13 protein-coding genes are annotated in these 15,188 nt (G+C 47.2%); 9 read left to right on the top strand and 4 right to left on the bottom strand.

Annotated elements, in window-relative coordinates; all coding sequences use genetic code 11:
• Positions 1 to 149: 149 nt before the first annotated feature.
• Complete coding sequence (locus BLW49_RS13595; RefSeq protein WP_090725137.1) at positions 150 to 1,967, top strand: peptidoglycan D,D-transpeptidase FtsI family protein; 1,818 nt, start codon at positions 150 to 152, stop codon at positions 1,965 to 1,967.
• Between the two features lie 91 nt (positions 1,968 to 2,058).
• Here the strand turns inward: BLW49_RS13595 and ytvI are convergent, their stop codons facing one another.
• On the bottom strand, positions 2,059 to 3,186 hold the full coding sequence (gene ytvI / locus BLW49_RS13600; protein WP_076313458.1) for a sporulation integral membrane protein YtvI: 1,128 nt from the start codon (positions 3,184 to 3,186) through the stop codon (positions 2,059 to 2,061).
• Positions 3,187 to 3,372: 186 nt separating this feature from the next.
• Between ytvI and BLW49_RS13605 the strand changes: the two genes are divergently transcribed.
• Positions 3,373 to 4,809 (top strand): polysaccharide deacetylase family protein, encoded by a 1,437-nt coding sequence (locus tag BLW49_RS13605; RefSeq protein WP_076313457.1) that lies wholly within the window; start codon positions 3,373 to 3,375, stop codon positions 4,807 to 4,809.
• A 75-nt stretch (positions 4,810 to 4,884) separates the two neighbouring features.
• On the opposite strand, the gene ilvD is transcribed toward BLW49_RS13605, so the two are convergent.
• Positions 4,885 to 6,573, bottom strand: coding sequence for a dihydroxy-acid dehydratase (gene ilvD / locus BLW49_RS13610; RefSeq protein WP_076313456.1), 1,689 nt, complete (start codon positions 6,571 to 6,573; stop codon positions 4,885 to 4,887).
• Positions 6,574 to 6,737: 164 nt separating this feature from the next.
• On the bottom strand, positions 6,738 to 6,992 hold the full coding sequence (locus tag BLW49_RS13615; RefSeq protein WP_076313455.1) for a KGG domain-containing protein: 255 nt from the start codon (positions 6,990 to 6,992) through the stop codon (positions 6,738 to 6,740).
• A gap of 277 nt (positions 6,993 to 7,269) precedes the next feature.
• On the opposite strand from BLW49_RS13615, the gene BLW49_RS13620 reads away from it, so the two are divergent.
• The 5 genes from BLW49_RS13620 to mgrA all read left to right on the top strand — a co-directional run bounded on the left by BLW49_RS13620 (position 7,270) and on the right by mgrA (position 11,737).
• On the top strand, positions 7,270 to 8,238 hold the full coding sequence (locus BLW49_RS13620; protein WP_090725139.1) for a sugar kinase: 969 nt from the start codon (positions 7,270 to 7,272) through the stop codon (positions 8,236 to 8,238).
• A gap of 72 nt (positions 8,239 to 8,310) precedes the next feature.
• Positions 8,311 to 8,979: a bifunctional 2-keto-4-hydroxyglutarate aldolase/2-keto-3-deoxy-6-phosphogluconate aldolase gene (locus tag BLW49_RS13625; RefSeq protein ID WP_076313453.1), complete on the top strand. Its 669-nt coding sequence runs from the start codon at positions 8,311 to 8,313 to the stop codon at positions 8,977 to 8,979.
• A 64-nt stretch (positions 8,980 to 9,043) separates the two neighbouring features.
• On the top strand, positions 9,044 to 9,829 hold the full coding sequence (locus tag BLW49_RS13630) for an HAD family hydrolase (protein ID WP_256209753.1): 786 nt from the start codon (positions 9,044 to 9,046) through the stop codon (positions 9,827 to 9,829).
• Positions 9,822 to 10,562: an NAD-dependent protein deacylase gene (locus BLW49_RS13635; protein WP_090725142.1), complete on the top strand. Its 741-nt coding sequence runs from the start codon at positions 9,822 to 9,824 to the stop codon at positions 10,560 to 10,562. Before BLW49_RS13630 ends, BLW49_RS13635 begins: the two co-directional genes overlap by 8 nt.
• A 176-nt stretch (positions 10,563 to 10,738) precedes the next feature.
• On the top strand, positions 10,739 to 11,737 hold the full coding sequence (gene mgrA, locus BLW49_RS13640; protein ID WP_076313451.1) for an L-glyceraldehyde 3-phosphate reductase: 999 nt from the start codon (positions 10,739 to 10,741) through the stop codon (positions 11,735 to 11,737).
• A gap of 129 nt (positions 11,738 to 11,866) precedes the next feature.
• On the opposite strand, the gene BLW49_RS13645 is transcribed toward mgrA, so the two are convergent.
• Positions 11,867 to 12,736, bottom strand: coding sequence for an AraC family transcriptional regulator (locus BLW49_RS13645; RefSeq protein WP_090725143.1), 870 nt, complete (start codon positions 12,734 to 12,736; stop codon positions 11,867 to 11,869).
• Positions 12,737 to 12,990: 254 nt separating this feature from the next.
• Between BLW49_RS13645 and BLW49_RS13650 the strand changes: the two genes are divergently transcribed.
• A complete protein-coding gene (locus BLW49_RS13650; protein ID WP_076313449.1) occupies positions 12,991 to 14,169 on the top strand; it encodes a galactokinase in 1,179 nt (392 codons plus the stop codon).
• Between the two features lie 4 nt (positions 14,170 to 14,173).
• Positions 14,174 to 15,175 carry a UDP-glucose 4-epimerase GalE gene (galE, locus tag BLW49_RS13655; RefSeq protein ID WP_076313448.1) on the top strand — a complete coding sequence of 334 codons (1,002 nt, stop codon included), beginning with the start codon at positions 14,174 to 14,176 and terminating at the stop codon, positions 15,173 to 15,175.
• The last annotated feature ends 13 nt before the right edge of the window (positions 15,176 to 15,188 follow it).

Raw genomic sequence — 15,188 nt, forward strand, 5'->3', positions numbered from 1 at the left:
TCCGTCCAACAGGACGGAGGTTTTTCTATATCTGAGGAGATGAACTTAATAAAAAGATAGGTTTTGAGCATAACGGAAAGGGAGATAATAGGATGTAATTGAGTTTCTTGTATAAATCCTAACTAAGGAATCAAAGGCAGGCGGCAGCTATGAATTTGCTTCGAAAACAAAGAATATTTTACGCCTTATTCCTGATGCTGATCGTATTTGCAGCCATAATTATACGCCTTGGGTATATTCAGTTCATTCAGGTGAATCATCACTTAGAGAATTCTGAACGAACGATGCTGCAAATGTCCGTGCTTCAGCGTGAGCAGGGAATCGTGCTGGATTCAGGCAGGGGACAATTTATGGATCGGAATCACAAGCCGATTACAGGGCAGCTGATATGGGTTCCGGTCTTATTCCCGTTAGAGGATAAGTTAAATGGGGAACAGGAACAGCAGCATCGAAAATTGGCTCATATATTGAATATAGACGCAAACCAGTTGTGGGAGAAATGGAGTGCGCTTCATTCCCCTGTATACTGGAAATCTCCCACAGGAGAGCCGGTGAAGTTAAGCCAGGCACAGATCCAGGCAATTCGGCAGTTGCAGCTGGAGGATGTTCAGGCTCTGCCCTATATGGATCGATACTCTGCCTTGAAGGAGAATGGAATGCAGTGGCTGGGCTATTTATCTGAAATGCCTGACGCTGAGAAGCCGGTTGTAAAGCTCGAAGTCAAGGATCCCTTTAATGTAAAAACAGGTGCCGCAGGTCTAGAGCGAAGTCTTGAACCCTTACTAAAGGGACTTGGTCCAACCATTGTCTCCAATATGGTAGATAGTCACAAGAAGCCGGTAGAAGGCATGGGACCACGACTTATCGCACCGCATAATCCCAAATATCCGCTCCATATTCAAACAACGATAGACTTATCCCTTCAGCAGAAGCTGGAGCAGCTGACCACTCAAGCTGAGGTGAATGAAGGAGCAGTCGTTGTGCTCGATGCGGACAATGCCGAGGTAAGGGCGATGGTATCGCGTCCTTTTTACCATCCAGCGGATATTCACCTTGAGGACGGCAGCTCGGTCAATCAGGCCACCACGGCGGCGGTTCCCGGTTCTATATTCAAGCTGGTCACTGCAGCCGCAGCTTTGGAGCAAGGGGCTGTGAGCTCAACTGAAACATTTCATTGCTCAGGTCATTATGGCAAGTATGGCCTGGCCTGCTGGAAAAAAGAAGGACATGGTACGATTACATTCGAAGAGGCTTTTGCCGGGTCCTGCAACGTTGCGTTTGCAGAGGTAGCCTCAAGGCTCACCTCGAGCCAGCTTCTACAAGCAGCCCATGCTTTGGGGCTTGGACAGCAAGTAGGCTATCATCGGGAGCATTACTTGGGCCTGCAGGATTTTAGACTGTTTGATCACGAGGACGCAGGAGAAGTATTCCATTCGGCAGATATATTGAAGCAGAACGATGAAGGAATTCGGATCCAGACGGCAATCGGTCAAAGAGATGTAAAGATCACCCCGCTTCAGGCGGCTAATATGATCGTTACGGTACTCCATGAAGGTCAGGTACTCTCTCCCAAGATTGTATCAGAGATTCATTATGCGGATGGCAAGCTCCTTGCCGAGATTAAAGACCCGTCTTTGACCCAATCCGGGATGCCCACAGCTTCTCCCTTTCAAATTCACAGTTCGACTGCGAAGCAGCTGCGATCCTATATGGAGCAGGTTGTCGAGGAAGGGACAGGCATTCGTTTGCAGCAGGCCATTTGGCCGTTAGCCGGCAAATCCGGGACGGCTCAAGTGCTGCACAATGGCGTGGAGAAGAATAATCAGTGGTTTATCGGATATGGACCCGTAAATCATCCCAAGTACGCTGTAGCCGTTCTGGTGAAAAATGAGTCGGTTCATTCCCAACATAAAGCCACAGCGCTTTTTCAGCAGGTTATGGATGTTCTTGCAGGTACTTCGGATTAGAAGAGGAGCGGAACTATAAGTTCCACGTACGAAAAAAGGATAGGTAAGGCATGCTATTGCGTGCCTGCTATCCTTTTTTTTGAATTCAATATCAATTGCTGTTGTTCTGATCATCCACTGCAAAAGGAGAGGATTGGAATTCATCCTCAGGCAATCGGATCCAGCGCTGCAAATACCCCTGCTGCCACAATTCTTTAATCAGAATGAGCAGGATTGGTGAGAGAATGACGCCAGAAATGCCGAAGATCGAGAGCGAGATGAGCATAAAGGATAACATCAGATAGGCGGACGTTACCCCGATGGAGTTGCCTGATATTTTTGGCTCAGCCAGCTGTCTTACGAGCATAGTCACGCCCATTACGATTAATAAGCCAACGGCAGTTCCGACATCACCCACGATGAACAAATAAATGCTCCACGGAATAAATATAACAGGTACCCCGAGCAGCGGCAGAAGATCCAGTACAGCTGCGATGAGCGCGAGTGTAAGGGCGTTTCCGGTTCCGAGAATGATTAGACCGATCAATACAAGCACAAAAGTAATGGAGATGAGAATGAGCTGTGCTTTAAGATAAGCTCCAATCGCCTTGAATACATGATTCTTCAAGAACAGATAAGCTTGCTTAAGCGTATTAGGTGCTTTTCTTTTGGTAATCATTCTCCACATATCAAACTCGACGCTCAGGAAGAATGCCAGTATAATGGCCACTGCAAAATTTCCGATGAACGAGGAGAAGGAGCTCAGCATACCGACTATGTACCCGAGGAAGCCTGCGCCCCAAGAGGAGAGGGCTGCCGTTACTTTTTCAAAATTCTGATTAATTTGGTCAGTCACGGTTGCCGGCAGTGCATTCCACTGGGTCTGAAACATTTCGAGCAGCTGAGTAAATTGGGTCTGGATCAGTGTCATATACGCCGGGATATTATCCTGGAATTGAGTAATGGACGATACAATGATTACACCTAGTCCGAAGAAGATGCCTAAGAGAACAGCTACGAACAAAAGTACCGAAATGGCTGACGCCAAGGCTTTTTTTAAGCCTCTTTTATGTAGAAACTTAGCCAAGGGCTCGATAATGACAAATACAAGAAAAGATAGAAATACCGGAGCAGCGATCTGGTACAGCTGGCTTGAAACAAACATGATCAGAAATACGGTCAGCGCAATTAATCCGACATCGAGTGCGGTTCGCCAATATTTTTTGTAAAGAGGAAGCATATTATAACAACGACTCCTTTTATAAAGTGTGTAATTCTCCTATCTAGGAAGTATACGTTAATTTTAAAATCAAGGGTTCATTTTATTCACAATATGATAAAATAATAGTTAGTGTTGTTTTTAAGATTTTGTAATGTACGTCTTACAACCACACGTTACGAGTCTAAAAAAGTGAGGAATACCGTCATGCAGAACTTGCTGCTGTTGCTCTTTTACATTACATCTTTTTATGCATTTATACCTAGTTTGATCAGCCGTTTATTCGGATTTCGAGTATTCAGACGCGGAAGGAATCTAAAGGATTTTGCATTAACTTTCGATGATGGCCCGGATCCCGACTACACGCCGCAGCTGCTTGATCTGTTGAAGAAGCATAATGCCAAGGCCACCTTTTTTGTTGTGGGTGAACATGCAGAGCGCAATCCCGAGCTGTTAAGAAGAATGCACGCTGAAGGTCATCTTATCGGCATCCACAATTATATACATCAAACCAATTGGCTGATGACACCCAAAGTCGTTCGTCAGCAGATAGAAAGAACCGGCTCCATCATTTATAAGATTACTGGATCCCATGCACTATATTACCGTCCACCGTGGGGAATTACCAATTTATTTGATTTCTCCAAGAAGCATCACCATCGCATTGTATTATGGTCTGGCATGTTCGGTGATTGGAGAGAACGACTTGGAGCAGATCGGCTGACAGAGCGGATGCTGAAGAAGCTGCGAGGCGGCGAGGTCATGGTACTTCATGATTGTGGAACGACACCAGGAGCAGATCGGCATGCACCGGCTCAAATGCTCATTGCACTGGATCGGGTTCTGTCAGAGGCTAGTCACCGAAATATTCAAAGTATACGAATTGATGATATGATATCTCAACATTACGCGGCTAAGCAGCAAATAGCGGGAAGGGAGGCAGTTATGAAGATTCAGTCTAGCTTTAAACGTTTAGTGGTTCGGGCATGGCTCGGTTGGGAGCAGATATTCCATATGATTACCAAGCTGAAGACGATAACGCCTCAAGATCCATTCTTGCATTATCGAGTGCGTCCTTATCAAGGTAAAGCCATTGAGCTGCCGGATGGTCACTCCCTGCAAAAAGGGGACGACATCATAGAGCTTCATTTTGATAATAAAAAGCTGTATCAGTTAGGAACTTCTTCAAAAACTTCTGTTCATCTCGCAATCCGTATGATTCGGACCATGGAGAAGCAGCTGCCTGATCTCGTGAAGATCGCAGCCCTCGACCCGGAAGTGGCTAATGCGAAGGCATTATACGGGGTCAGCATGATCAATCGTGGACCCGAACAGTTTGGATTCTCGGTGCTGGATCTCCCGCGTGGTTTGTTTGCAGCATCAACGTCAGTGTATTTAAAAATACTGCTGAGTGTAATACATCCGGAAGGTCAAGGCAGATTAAGAGAAGGCAGTCAGCAGATGACTCCGAAAATGATCGTGATGCCGATGGATATTTTATTTGACCGTTTCGGTGACGGACTGAAGCCTAAAAAAGAATCCGTATTTGACCAACGAAGCACAGCTAAAACTGCCTATTCAGAAGAAGAAGATATTTCTATAGCAGGCAATGCGGATTTAACGCGTACTCCGCCTGTGGCATAACAGGTTATTTATCGGAAAAAGAATAAGGGATCCAATGCCATTTACGCATTGGATCCCTTTTATTTATATGTGCAATTATATTTTCAGGACACCGCCGTTGCTGGCGTTGGTAACGAGTTTGGAATAACGAGCCAAATAGCCTGTTTTTACTTTGGGTTCAAACTCGGTCCATTCTTCGGCACGACGACGTTCCATCTCTTCCTCACTGACAAGCAGTTCGATCTTACGATTATTCAGATCAAGCTCAATGATGTCTCCATCGTGTACAAACGCAATCGGTCCGCCTTCAGCAGCCTCCGGAGAAATATGTCCGATACTGATTCCTCTGGATGCACCGGAGAAACGTCCGTCCGTGATCAAGCCGACTTTGGCACCAAGACCCATACCGACGATTTGGGAAGTTGGAGCAAGCATTTCTGGCATACCTGGTCCGCCCTTGGGTCCTTCGTATCGGATAACGACAACATGGCCTTCTTTTACTTTGCCGTTGGCAATGCCTTCAAGAGCTTCTTCTTGAGAGTTGAAGCAAATGGCAGGGCCTTTGTGATAACCGCCGACAGATGGATCTACGGCACCAACCTTGATAATGGACCCTTCTGGAGCCAAATTACCGAAAAGAACGGCAAGTCCTCCGCGTTCGGAATGCGGATTATCCAGTCTGTGGATAACATTCTCGTCCAAGATTGGAGAATTCTCTACGTTCTCACGTAAAGTTTTCCCGGTAACCGTAATGTTCTCTGCATGAAGTGCGCCTGGCTTCTTGAGCAGCTCGTTTAGTACGGCACTTACGCCGCCTGCATTCTGCACATCCTCGATATGATAGTCGGAAGCAGGAGCGAGCTTGGACAAATGCGGTACGCGGTTAGCGACTTCATTGATACGCTCAATTGGATATTCAATGCCGGCTTCATGAGCAAGAGCTAGTGTGTGAAGCACAGTATTGGTGGAACCGCCCATCGCCATGTCCAGGGCAAATGCATTGTCAATTGCTTCTGGTGTTACGATATCACGCGGCTTCAGATCCAGCTTGATCAGTTCCATCAGCTGAGTGGCTGATTTGCGAACAAAATCACGGCGCTCAGGCGCAACAGCCAGAATCGTACCATTGCCTGGCAGTGCAAGTCCTAGTGCTTCAGCAAGACAGTTCATGGAGTTCGCTGTGAACATACCGGAGCAGGACCCGCAAGTCGGACAGCCGAATTGTTCAAGCTCGAGCAGGCTCTGATCATCGATCTTACCGGCTTGATATGCGCCGACACCTTCGAATACAGAAGTAAGCGACAAAGCCCGTCCGTTCTTATCACGGCCCGCTTTCATCGGTCCGCCGCTGACGAAGATGGTCGGAATGTTTACACGAAGAGCACCCATCAGCATTCCTGGCGTAATTTTGTCACAGTTCGGAATGCAGACCATACCGTCAAACCAGTGAGCGGATACGACCGTTTCAACGGAGTCGGCAATGATATCACGACTTGGCAGCGAATAACGCATACCGATATGTCCCATTGCGATCCCGTCATCAACACCGATCGTGTTGAATTCAAATGGAACCCCGCCAGCTTCAATAATAGCTTCTTTTACAATCTTTCCGAATTCCTGAAGATGAACATGACCTGGTACAATATCGATGTATGAGTTACATACGGCGATAAATGGCTTGCCGAAATCCTCTTCTTTTACCCCGGCTGCACGAAGCAAGCTTCGATGCGGCGCTCTGTCAAAACCTTTTTTAATCATGTCTGAACGCATTTTTTTTGGTGCCATGATGTCTGTTTCCCCCCAAGAATCAAATATGGACTAGCACGATGAACAGTCCCTGTTCCTGTGCTGCTTTAAAGAGCTAATAATAAGAATCTAATTTAAATGAGTCTATCACAGATCACGTCATATTTCTACAAATTTAAGGTGATTTGTGGGGGGCTATAAACCTAACGAAGGCCTCCTTTACGTCCGATTTCTCGATAGAAGCTCCGATCATGAGAGCGAGCAGTGGCCTTTCCGCCTTTGCTGCCAATTTCTTGATAAAAGTCAGAGCTGTGATTTTCTGATGTGGTCTCGCCGCCTTTACGTCCGATTTTTTGATAGAAGGATCGATCATACTTTTTGGATGTTGCCTCTCCTCCGAGGCGCCCAGCTTCTGCACGGGTCATCTTGGGGCGATTTCCTTTCAGCGATTGTGCCATGGATGAATCACTCCTCTTTCTTAAAATGGTGTTAAGGATATGCTTGTACTTACCACGAGCAAAAATAGATGAAACGGATAAAATTTCAAAATTTTGGATATATGTCACCAAATTTAGCCAAGTCGAGTAATTGCCTGTTTTATTTTGAGGAAAAAACATATGAATTGTAGATTGACAACGGTTCCATGGATGATAACAATGGAATAAGTAAACGAATTTGAAAGTATGCGCACCTAAATGGAAATGGGAAGGGTACAAGAGAGAGGGAGGGATTGGTATGGGAAATCAAACAGAATATTCTTCGCCTGAAGTCATAACGTTCGGTGAAAGTATGGGTTTGTTTACGGCACAGGATACACGCGGACTGGAATATGCGAGCACATTGTCCAAATCCTTTGGCGGCGCTGAGAGCAATGTTGCAATTGGTCTGGCGAGACTAGGTCACCGTGCAGGCTGGTTTGGAAGACTGGGTAACGATGCGCTGGGTCAGATGATATATAAAGCTATTCGCGGCGAAGGTGTAGATGTCTCCCGTGCTCTACTGATTGAAGGTGAACCTACAGGACTCATGATCAGAGAAAATGTGCCGGGCAAATCATCTGTACATTATTATCGCAAATTTTCGGCTGCAAGCCAGATGACGCCTTCAGACCTTGATATTGACTACATTTCGCGAGCAAAAATTCTGCATGTTACAGGTATTACTGCAGCAATCAGTGAATCCAGCAGAGAGACGCTTCTTGAAGCCGTTCGGATCGCTAAGCAGGCAGGTGTGCTTGTTAGCTTTGACCCGAACCTGCGGCTGAAGCTATGGACACTTCAAGAGGCTAGACCTGTCCTGCTGTCCCTTGCACAAGAGGCTGATTATTTTCTTCCGGGGCTGGATGAACTAAAAATGCTCTATGAGGAAGAGAATACGGATAAAATATTCGATCGACTAAAACAGCTGGATGCTGTCTCCATTGTTAAGGGTGGTCCGGAGGTGATCTATGTACTGCAGCGGGGCTCTGTAGAAGAAGTTCCCTTCGTAAAGGCGGATCAAGTTATAGATACCGTTGGTGCAGGCGATGGCTTTGGTGCAGGCTTTTTATCCGGTATTTTGCAAGGCTTGAATCCTGTCCAGGCAGCGGGCATCGGCAGTCTCACGGGAAGTCTGATGGTTCAAGCGGTAGGTGATTGGGAAGCGCTCCCGACAGCGGCTGAGGTTAAGGCCAAGCTCAGCAATGCTCAACACATAGAACGGTAAGTAATTATATTAGGACGTTCATCTCCATGTTATTGTAATCCATTCATTAATCATACGAAGGGGATAAAAACAATGAAAAAACTAAAGCTGTTACATAAAATGTTTGAACAAGGCGTCGTTGCTGTACTTCGTGCGGATTCGGCCGAACAGGTTGTTCAGATGGCAGAGCAGGCGATTGCTGGCGGCATCAAAGTCATTGAGATCACACTGACCGTACCTGGAGCACTGCAGGCCATCGAACGTTTGAGCCAGAAGTATTCCTGGAATGCAGCGAATGAAGAGGAGTTTGCCATCATCGGGGCTGGGACGGTGCTGGAGCCGCAATCTGCACGTGCTGCGATTATGGCAGGGTCGGAGTTTATCGTAGGCCCAGCCTTGAATCCGGAGACCGTCAAATTGTGTAATCTGTACCGTGTCCCTATTCTGCCGGGAGTGATGACGATAGCCGAGGTTCAGTCGGCCTTGGAGCTTGGTGTAGATGTGGTTAAGCTATTCCCAGGGAATGTATATGATCCCTCCATTATTAAGACGATGAAGGGTCCGCTTCCGCAAGCGAACTTTATGCCAACCGGAGGAGTGTCATTAAGCAATCTGGGAGACTGGATCAAGGGAGGAGCGGTCGCCGTCGGAATCGGTTCAGATCTGACAGCAGAGGCCGTCAAGACCGGCGATATGACCCATGTTCGTCGCAAAGCCGAGCAGTATATGGATGCATTCCGGAAGGCCGTTCAAGAGAAATAGTTGAAAAAACCTTATGAATTCTGACCGAGCTTTCGGTCAGATTTTTTAAGTCATGAAAGAGGAAGTGATTCAAATCGCTCTATTGAAGGTCGGACAGAAGGAAGCGCATATTTCGGGTATTTTATTTGATAAGGATGGCACGCTTCTGGACATAGAGGCATTGTGGACTCCTTGGGGAGATTATGTGCTGGATGCACTGGAAGCTCAGCTGGCTGGAATGGGGAAGAGCTTTACTGGACAACGAGAGCAGGTGCTGGGGACCAGATATGATGCCCAAGGAAAGGTGGCAGGTTATGATGCCGAAGGACCGTTTGCAATCGCGACGGTAAGCGAGTCTACCGCAGTGCTTGCCTGGCAGCTGTATGCAGCCGGTATGCCTTGGAATGATGCAGTAACTTGTATTCGTGAAATTAGCGTCAGAGCCAGCGATTCGATAAGCAAGGATCATGCAATTCCACTGGACGGACTGATTCCGTTTCTGGACCGCTGTAAGGCTCAGGGGCTCTTGCTGGGTGTAGTGACTGCAGATTCAACTTCAAATGCTGCATTGCATCTTGAATGGCTGAATATTCTCGACTATTTTGATGTTATAATTGGATATGACCGGGTGACGAGCAGCAAGCCCGATCCTGAAAGTGTGCATGCGGCTTGTATAGCACTTGGACTTTCTCCTGAGCAGCTGGCTGTCATTGGCGACAGTAACGGAGATATGCAAATGGGAAGAAGCGCAGGTACTCAATTGAATATCGGCATTGTCCCATCAGGAAATACATCCTATTTGAAGCATGCCGATATCGTGATTACCCATTATGATCAAATTTTGCTGAAGGGAGGGCAAGAAAATGGCTGATGCGTTTGAACCCTTAATAACGTGGATTCGTGAGAGCACGAAAATCGTGTTTTTTGGCGGAGCTGGTACATCGACGGAGAGTGGGATCCCAGATTTTCGTTCTGCTGCCGGGATTTATCAGACAGAGCAGCATTCTCCCTACTCACCTGAGGAGCTGCTAAGCATTGATTTCTTTATGCTGCATCCAGATATTTTCTATGATTTTTATCGTTCCAAAATGCTTCACCCTCATGCCAAGCCCAACGGTGCACACCGTTTGCTTGCCCGTCTGGAGAAGGAAGGGAAGCTGTCGGCTGTCATCACTCAAAATATTGATGGACTGCATCAGGCGGCAGGCTGCGGGAAGGTACATGAGCTTCACGGGTCGGTTCATCGCAACTACTGTATGGATTGTTCCCATTTCTATGATCTTGATGCTATATTTGCATCTGAATCATTAGTTCCTAAGTGTAGCAAATGTAATGGTATTATTAAGCCTGATGTCGTGCTGTACGGTGAGTCGCTTGATCAGGCGACACTCTACCATGCTGTGGATGCGCTGTCCGAAGCCGATCTGATGATCATCGGAGGAACCTCGTTGACCGTTCAGCCTGCTGCACAGCTCGTGACCTATTTTCAAGGCAAGCATACGGTCTTGCTGAATGCAACACCCACACCTTATGACAGCAGGGCTGATCTGCTGATCACCGAACCCATTGGCCGTGTACTGGACCAAGTCAACGCAAAATTATAACCATTTGTTATGAACCTTTCTTTCTTTTTTAACGAAAGAGGGTTCTTTTGCTGTCGGAGGCTCAAGATGATATACACTATCTGTAAACGTTTTCTTGTCAAGCTGTAGTTTTGGGTCTATCATAAATAAATGAATGAATAGACTTTACTCGATTGATTACAGGAGGAAGATGAGATATGGCATATGTACCTGATCATAGACGTTATGATGAAATGAAATATAACCGGGTTGGCCGCTCGGGACTTAAACTGCCAGCCATTTCACTTGGACTATGGCATAATTTTGGCGGAATCAATTCGCTTGAGAACGGCAGAGACATGATTAGACGAGCATTTGATCTGGGAATCACTCATTTTGATCTGGCTAACAATTACGGACCTCCACCGGGGTCTGCTGAACAAATGTTTGGACAGGTGCTCGCTCAAGATCTGAAGCCTTACAGGGATGAGCTGATTATCTCAACGAAGGCCGGTTATCATATGTGGCAGGGACCTTATGGTGAATGGGGGTCACGCAAATATTTAATCTCGAGCCTGGATCAGAGCTTAAAACGTATGGGGCTGGATTATGTCGATATTTTCTACTCCCACCGGTTTGATCCAGACACTCCTCTTGAAGAGACCATGCAGGCGCTTGATCATATCGTTCGTTCCGGCAAAGCATTGTATGTAGGAATCTCGAATTATTCAGCTGAAAAAACGAAGGAAGCTGTACATATTCTGAATAAGCTGGGCACTCCTCTGCTTATTCACCAGCCTCGTTATTCCATGCTGGACCGCTGGATCGAAGACGGACTTCAAGACGTACTGACGGAAAATGGGGTGGGAAGCATTGCTTTTTGCCCGCTTGAGCAAGGGGTTCTGACGAGCAAGTATCTGAATGGAGTTCCTGAAGATTCCAGAGCGAAGAGCAGCTCTGTCTTCTTGAATGAGAATCAGATCACACCAGAAACACTGCGTAAAGTGCGTGCCTTAAACCAGGTGGCTGCCTCCCGCGGTCAAAGTCTTGCTCAGCTTGCACTCGCTTGGGTGCTTAGAGAAGGCAGAGTGACTTCTGCATTAATCGGAGCGAGCCGTCCGAGCCAGATCGAAGAGAATGTGGCGGTTCTTAACAACCTTGACTTCTCTCCGGAAGAATTAGCAGACATTGAATCGATCCTGCGTAAAGACAGCTAAAGGGATAGGACTCGAGCCTGATTCTATTGTTTCCATCGTGACAAAAGAACAAGCCTGCCTTATGATCAAATTCATAGGCAGGCTTTTTACTATTTAGTAAGTAGAATATGCTCAAGGATGCGCATGACTTCAGTCTGGAGAGGTTCCATTGGACTGCTCCTGCATCTGTTTGCGATATGCGCTGGGGGAGTGTCTATAGAACCGTTTGAATTGTCTCGAGAAATACAGGGCATCCGGCAGCCCGACAGAGGCAGATATCTGTTCTATGGACAGCTCAGGCCGTTCTCTGAGCAGCTGTCTGGACTTATCAATCCTCAGCTTCAGCAAATACGTGACTGGCGAGAGTCCGATTTCTTTTTTGAAAATACGGGACAAATAAGCGCGATTATAACCCAAGCTGGCACTCATTTGTTCGATGGAGATCGGATGGGCATACTGAGTCGACATGTATTGAATCATCTGCTTCACCGTCCGGCCTACCTGAGAATCCGTCATGGCTACTGCGGATTCCAGTACGAGTCTTTCTTTGGCCTCAGCAAAGATCAGATATAAACAGCCGATGGAGGTGAGATGAGCACTTTCTTTTTTCTCGAAGAAAGCATTTTGCATCGTGGATAGGAGTGTCGACATTTTACTGTCCTGCATGGTTGTAATCACTGGCTGATCAAGACTGAACCCGGCGTCCTTCACCTGCTTATCGGCCTCCTTGCCCGTAAAGGCCATCCAGCGATAGCGCCAGGGCTCCTCCTCGTCGGATACATAACTGACCAGCTCCGAAGGATGAATCAAAAAAATATGCCCTGCGGATAAGTGGTATGTGCGGCTCTCTGTACGAAAAACACCTTTGCCTGACTCCACATAATGAAGAAGGTAATAATCATATATTTTCGGTCCGAGGGCATGTCCCGGTTTGGTTTGGCTCTCGCCAACGAAGAGGACGTGCAGCGGACTTTTCTCGTAATCGACGGGATTGGAAGCTACTGAATATGAATCCTGCATTATTCGTGGATTCCTTTCTTCTGCAAGCGGACCTGCAGAGCAATAATTTGTACGTAAAAGTATAGGTATCACGTCACTAGTATACCATAAAAAGCAGGGAGTACATATGAATGGAACCAGTGTTTTCCATGTATTCAAGTTATCCGTAGTCACATTTGTCCATAGATTGAACACATGCATACATTACCGTTAATAACGCTTCCATGTATACTTTAATTAAGATTAAAACAACTTTTACAAAGAGGTGAAGGTTAATGAACGTACAACAACTCAAACAACAGTTTATTGAAAAATATGGTGAAAATTCTGCTGAAATCCGCGTGTTTAACGCGCCAGGACGTGTGAACCTGATCGGTGAGCATATCGATTATAACGGAGGCTATGTTCTCCCCGCCGCACTTGAATTCGGAACAACGCTGATCATTCGCGAACGTCAGGATGACGAGATCCACTTTTATTCCACCAACCTTTCGCATGAAGCGGTAATCAAGGTGGAGGATATCGGCAAGGAAAAATCAGGCGAGTGGATCGATTATCCTGTCGGTGTAATGGTAGAAATCATTAAGGCAGGCACGAGCATCACTAAGGGCTACGACCTGATGTTCCATGGGGAGATTCCGAACGGCGCAGGGTTATCTTCCTCTGCTTCGATCGAAGTAGTAACTGCATACGCGCTGCTTACGCTTGAAGGAGGCAAGGTGGACACAGTTGAAATATCACTGCTCTCTCAGCGCGCTGAGAACCAGTATGTAGGCGTGAACAGCGGCATTATGGACCAGTTTGCGGTAGCGAACGGTGCAGAGGACCATGCGATTCTGCTGATGTGCGATACACTTGAATACAAGCATGTGCCATTCCGTACTGGAGATTACAAGCTGATTATCGGCAACACGAACAAACGCCGCGGTCTTGTAGATTCAGCTTACAACGAGAGACGTCAGCAATGTGATCAATCCCTTGCTATTCTAAAGGAGCAGCTGCCTTCACTGTCTTATCTGGCGGAGCTTACTCCGGCACAATACAGCGAATTGGAGTCAGCCTTGGGAGATGAAATTCTGAAGAAACGGACCAAGCACGTTGTGGAAGAGAATGCTCGTGTGCTGGCCTCAGTAGATGCACTTAGCAGCGGGGACCTCAAAGCTTTCGGGGAGCTGATGAATGCTTCTCATGATTCGTTGCGCGATCTCTACGAAGTGAGCTGTGAGGAGCTCGACGTGATGGTTGAAGAGGCTCGCAAAATTCCAGGTACACTCGGCAGCCGCATGACAGGTGCAGGCTTCGGTGGATGTACCGTCTCCCTTGTGCATGAGAACGATGTGGATCGGTTTGTGCAGGAGGTTGGTGCAGCGTACAAGGAACGGACTGGACTCACTGGAGATTTCTATGTATGCGGCGTGGGCGACGGCGTTAAAGAATTGAAAGGGGAGGCGTAAGAAAATGGCGATTCTAGTAACAGGTGGAGCAGGTTATATCGGTTCTCATACCGTTGCCGCGCTGCTTGAGCGCGGTGAGGAAGTGGTTGTGCTTGATAATTTGCAGACAGGTCACCGGGAGGCTCTTCTTGGCGGCAAGCTGTACGAGGGAGATCTTCGGGATAAGGAGCTTCTCGCAAGACTCTTCTCCGAGAACGAGATTGATGCAGTCATCCATTTTGCAGCGAATTCCCTTGTCGGCGAGAGTATGCAGAATCCGGGAAAATACTATGACAACAATGTGTTCGGCACATTGTCTCTGCTCGAGGCGATGAAGGATGCAGACGTTAAGCGAATTGTCTTCTCATCCACTGCGGCAACGTACGGTGAGCCTGAAAAAGTACCTATTGAGGAAAGCGACCGCACAGAGCCTACCAATGTATATGGTGAGACCAAGCTCATGATGGAGCGCATGATGTCCTGGTTTGATAAAGTGCTTGGCATCAAGTATGTATCCCTTCGATACTTTAATGCAGCCGGCGCCCATGACAGCGGCAAGATCGGTGAAGATCACCAGCCGGAGAGCCATCTGATTCCTCTAGTGCTTCAGACTGCCTTGAAGCAGCGCAAGCATATTGCGATTTTTGGAGATGACTATGCTACGGAAGACGGAACCTGTATTCGTGACTATATCCACGTAAGTGATCTTGCCGATGCGCACCTTCGTGCTGTGGACTATCTGCGCAAGGGTGAAGAGAGTAACGTGTTCAATCTCGGCAACGGTCAAGGTTTCAGCGTCAAAGAGGTGATCGAAACAGCGAAGAAAGTAACGGGCCTCGACATTCCGGTCGTCATGGAAGCGCGCCGTGCAGGTGACCCTGCGATATTGGTTGCTTCTTCAGATAAAGCCCGGGCAGTGCTTGGCTGGGAACCGAAATATACAGATCTGGACAAGGTCATTGCGAGTGCTTGGAGCTGGCATCAGTCCCATCCGGATGGGTACAGCACTAACCAAAAAGGGGAGTAAGTAAATGGCAGAG

It is taken from the genome of Paenibacillus sp. PDC88, from assembly GCF_900106725.1.
Taxonomy (GTDB): Bacteria; Bacillota; Bacilli; order Paenibacillales; family Paenibacillaceae; genus Paenibacillus; species Paenibacillus shunpengii.

Coding starts and splice junctions, on each gene's coding strand:
- BLW49_RS13620 (WP_090725139.1), top strand. CDS start 7,270: ATGGGAAATCAAACAGAATATTCTTCGCCTGAAGTCATAACGTTCGGT.
- BLW49_RS13595 (WP_090725137.1), top strand. CDS start 150: ATGAATTTGCTTCGAAAACAAAGAATATTTTACGCCTTATTCCTGATG.
- BLW49_RS13625 (WP_076313453.1), top strand. CDS start 8,311: ATGAAAAAACTAAAGCTGTTACATAAAATGTTTGAACAAGGCGTCGTT.
- BLW49_RS13615 (WP_076313455.1), bottom strand. CDS start 6,992: ATGGCACAATCGCTGAAAGGAAATCGCCCCAAGATGACCCGTGCAGAA.
- ilvD (WP_076313456.1), bottom strand. CDS start 6,573: ATGGCACCAAAAAAAATGCGTTCAGACATGATTAAAAAAGGTTTTGAC.
- mgrA (WP_076313451.1), top strand. CDS start 10,739: ATGGCATATGTACCTGATCATAGACGTTATGATGAAATGAAATATAAC.
- BLW49_RS13650 (WP_076313449.1), top strand. CDS start 12,991: ATGAACGTACAACAACTCAAACAACAGTTTATTGAAAAATATGGTGAA.
- BLW49_RS13635 (WP_090725142.1), top strand. CDS start 9,822: ATGGCTGATGCGTTTGAACCCTTAATAACGTGGATTCGTGAGAGCACG.
- BLW49_RS13605 (WP_076313457.1), top strand. CDS start 3,373: ATGCAGAACTTGCTGCTGTTGCTCTTTTACATTACATCTTTTTATGCA.
- galE (WP_076313448.1), top strand. CDS start 14,174: ATGGCGATTCTAGTAACAGGTGGAGCAGGTTATATCGGTTCTCATACC.
- BLW49_RS13645 (WP_090725143.1), bottom strand. CDS start 12,736: ATGCAGGATTCATATTCAGTAGCTTCCAATCCCGTCGATTACGAGAAA.
- ytvI (WP_076313458.1), bottom strand. CDS start 3,186: ATGCTTCCTCTTTACAAAAAATATTGGCGAACCGCACTCGATGTCGGA.